The organism is Roseomonas sp. KE0001, assembly GCF_016107285.1.
GTDB lineage: Bacteria > Pseudomonadota > Alphaproteobacteria > Acetobacterales > Acetobacteraceae > Pseudoroseomonas.
This window is the reverse complement of sequence record NZ_RCVQ01000031.1, coordinates 1-3,535: the sequence shown is the minus strand read 5'-3', so window position 1 is coordinate 3,535 and position 3,535 is coordinate 1. Positions and strand designations below refer to the sequence as shown.

Sequence of the window (3,535 nt, the reverse complement as noted above, 5' to 3'; positions counted from 1 at the left end):
AAGCCGCCTCGGTGCCTCAGGCATCGGTTAGAACCATGAGGAGGCCGCGGCGCCGTCAGAGCATCCTTGTTCCGGCGCCTTTTCATGCCCGCTCCGAGTAGCGGTCCCGGGCGGTGATCCGCTGCATCGGCAACTCCACCGCGCGGCCATAGATCTCCTCCCGCAGGAAGGTGAGCTCCGCCTCCTGTTCGGCCTCGGCCACATCGCGGTACCAGGCGCGCGGCTGCCGTTCTGTTGCCTCGCCGTTCCAGCGATAGCCGCGCGCTTTGAGCCGGTCCTTCCGCTCGAAGGGCGCCTCCACCGCCCAGATCCGCCAGGAGGCCTGCCGGGCGCTGTCCAGCAAGGCGGCGAGGCCAGTGACATTGGAGCGTGGCAGCGGCCGCGCCAGGATCGCCAGCGTCGCCTGGCAGTCATGCACCGCCCGGTGCCCGCCAAAGAACAGTCCGCAGCGCATGGCGAGATAGCCGAGCCTTGTGCCCTCGAAGCCCTCCGCCGCCCAGTTCACCCCCTCCATCGAGCAGGCCCAGGGCTTGCCGGCGAAGCCGGCCCAGAACCGCTCGGCGAAGCGCCGGTCGAAGCGGGCATTGTGCGCGATCACCAGCGCCGCCGGCGCGGCGAAGGCCGCCACCTCCTCCGGGTCGACCCGCTGCCCGGCCACCATCTCGTCGGTGATGCCGGTCAGCTCGGTGACCGCCGGCGGGATCGGCCGGGAGGGCTGGCGCAGCCGGCTGAACGCGTCGCCGACGCCGTAGAGCGTGCCATCCAGCCCATAGGTGAAGGGCAGCATGGCCCATTCGATGATCTCGTCCTGCGCCGGGTCGAGCCCGGTGGTTTCCAGATCCAGCAGCAGGCCGCGGCGGGTGGGGGTGCCGGGTGGCGGCTCCACGGAGGGGCACGGCTCGACCCGCCGCAGCACCCGGTAGCGGCCGCTGGCCTCCAGGGTGGCGGCCATGGCTTCCAGATCGGCGTCAGCGGCATCGTGGGACAGCATGCCGCCCCTCATGCCCTGCCCCAGGCTGCTGATCCAGGGCTGGGCGGCTCCTGAAGCCGGTTCCGTTTTTCCCTGCCGCTTTAACCGGCCGTTCACCAGCGCCTGCTACAAGGATCGTACTGCGGCGGCGTGGTGAACGCTCCAAGCGACGACGGACCCTAATTGCATCGCCACGGGCCTTCGGGCCGGTGTAGAGGGGGGCAAGCAGAACCCATCCGCCCGGCCGGAGCCATCCGCCGGGCGGTTTGTGTTCTGGTGCTGTCACTGTGGATCCTGTCTGCCGCCATGCCTGTTTCGCGCCTGCTGCTCGCCCCTGCCCTTCTTCTCCTGCTGCTCTCCTTCCCGGCTCTGGCCGCGAAGCTGCGCGGCGAGGTGGTGGGCATCAGCGATGGCGACACCCTGACCCTGCTGACGCCGGACAAGCGGCAGGTCCGGGTGCGGCTGGCGGAGATCGACGCCCCGGAAAGCCGCCAGCCCTGGGGCAGCCGGGCGCAGCAGGCGCTGTCCACCCTGGTGTTCCGCCAGGCGGTGGTGGTGACGGTGCAGGACACCGACCGTTATGGCCGCACGGTGGGTACGGTGTGGGTCGACCGGCTGAACGCCAATGCCGAGATGGTCCGCCAGGGCCAGGCCTGGGTGTACCGGCAGTATCTGCGCGACCGCTCCCTGCTGGCGCTGGAGGAGGAGGCCAAGCAGGCCAAACGCGGCCTCTGGGCGCTGCCGGAGGGGGAGCGGGTGCCGCCCTGGCAGTGGCGCCGGCAGGGGCAATCCAGTCAGCCGGCGCCTGCGCCCCTGCCCCGGGCTTCGGCAGCCACCGGATCAGCGGCCTTCACTTGCGGCGGCAAGCGCCTGTACCGCGAGATGTCGAGCTGCGCCGAGGCGCGGTTTCACCTGCAGCAATGCGGGCTGAGCCGGCTGGATGGCGATCGCGACGGCGTACCCTGCGAGAGCCTCTGCCGGTAGGGCTGCAGACATGGCCACTGGCTTGGCAGGCACCACGGCCCGTGGCGATACTCGGCTGATGTCCTGGTATGACGCGCAGGCCAATCCTGGTGCCGCGCTATGAGGCGGTGCGGCCTGAGGTGCTGCATAGCTGGTGGCGCGACCTGCTCCCACAGCCTCCGCCCCCCTGCTCACAACGGTGCCGGCAGCGGCCACGACGCGGCTTGGCTCACCTCGCTCGGCCACGCGGTGGTGACCGCCGAACCTTCTTCCGCCACGCGCCAGCAGGGCCAGCGCCTTCCGGAACACATGCCACTGCGGCTTGTCGCGCCGCTGTAATCAACTAGAGTTTCCTACATCTGGAAGGATAGGTTTGATGCTGCTGACACGCCGCGCCTGGCTGGCACTTTGCGCCAGCACATTTGCCATGCCTGGGAACCAGTCAGCGTTGGCGCAGACCCCCGCCGGCGTGCTGGTCGTCGCCAAGCAGATCAGCGATCTCACCAGTGTGGATCCAGGCGAGAGCTTCGAATGGAGTGGCGCGGAGATCTGCGGCAACGTTTATCAGAAGCTGGTGACCTCGCCGAACAACGATCCCGCCAAGCTGACCGGCGAATTGGCCGAACGCTGGGACGTATCGGAGGATGGCCGCACCGTGACCTTCCGCATCAAGGAAGGCCCGCGCTTCGCCTCCGGCAACCCGGTGACGGCGGAGGATGCCGCATGGTCGCTGCGCCGTGCCGTGATCCTCAACAAATCTCCCGCCTTCATCATCAACCAGTTCGGCTTCACCCGCGACAATGTGGCGGAACGGATCCGCGCCACTGACCCGCGCACACTGGTGCTGCAACTGGCTGAGCCGACAGCGCCGAGCTTCCTGCTGTTCTGCCTTTCCGCCGTGGTTGGCAGCGTCATCGAGAAGGCCGCGGCCATGGCGAACGCCCAGGGGGATGACCTGGGCAATGCATGGCTGAAGGCCAACACCGCTGGCTCCGGTCCCTACATGCTGCGCGCCTGGCGTGCCAATGAGAGCATCATGATGGACGCGAACCCGCACGCAGCCGAGCCACCTGCGACACGCCGCGTTGTCATCCGGCACATGGCCGATCCCTCCGTGCAGCTCCTAGGGTTGCAGCGCGGCGACGTGGACATCGCTCGGAACCTGGGTCCGGAGCAAATCCGCCAAGTCGCAAAGGATGCCCGCTTCAAGGTGCACGCGCAGCGACGGGCCAGCGTCATGTACCTGTCCCTGAACCAGAAGCTGCCACAACTGGCCCTGCCGGAAGTTCGCCAGGCCATCAAGCTGGCGGTGGATTACGAGGGCATCCAGCGGAACGTCGTTCCCACCACTTACGCCATCAACCAGAGCATCCTGCCGCAGGGCCTTCCTGGAGCGCTGACCGACACGCCGTTCCGACAGGATCTGGAGGCCGCAAGAGCGCTGATGGCCAAGGCAGGACTGGCCGAGGGTTTCGAGGCAAGCTTCGACTACACCGCTGAGGCACCCTTTGCCGACATCGCCCAGGCCATTCAGGCGAACCTGGCGCAGATCGGGATCCGCCTGCGCATGAATCCAGGCGATAGCCGGCAGGTGGTCAGCCG

Annotated in this window: 3 protein-coding genes; 2 read left to right on the top strand and 1 reads right to left on the bottom strand. The window is 68.3% G+C overall.

Translation table 11 applies throughout. The annotated features are described in order from the left end of the window. Window positions 1–82: 82 nt before the first annotated feature. Complete coding sequence (locus D9598_RS20785) at window positions 83–991, bottom strand: 3'-5' exonuclease (RefSeq protein WP_198368389.1); 909 nt, start codon at window positions 989–991, stop codon at window positions 83–85. A gap of 285 nt (window positions 992–1,276) precedes the next feature. Between D9598_RS20785 and D9598_RS20780 the strand changes: the two genes are divergently transcribed. Next, window positions 1,277–1,954, top strand: a complete 678-nt coding sequence (locus D9598_RS20780; protein WP_198368388.1) for a thermonuclease family protein — start codon at window positions 1,277–1,279, stop codon at window positions 1,952–1,954. Between the two features lie 355 nt (window positions 1,955–2,309). After that, window positions 2,310–3,535 (top strand): ABC transporter substrate-binding protein (locus tag D9598_RS20775; protein WP_198368387.1); only part of this gene is annotated, 1,226 nt, incomplete at its 3' end.

Coding starts and splice junctions, on each gene's coding strand:
- D9598_RS20780 (WP_198368388.1), top strand. CDS start 1,277: ATGCCTGTTTCGCGCCTGCTGCTCGCCCCTGCCCTTCTTCTCCTGCTG.
- D9598_RS20785 (WP_198368389.1), bottom strand. CDS start 991: ATGCTGTCCCACGATGCCGCTGACGCCGATCTGGAAGCCATGGCCGCC.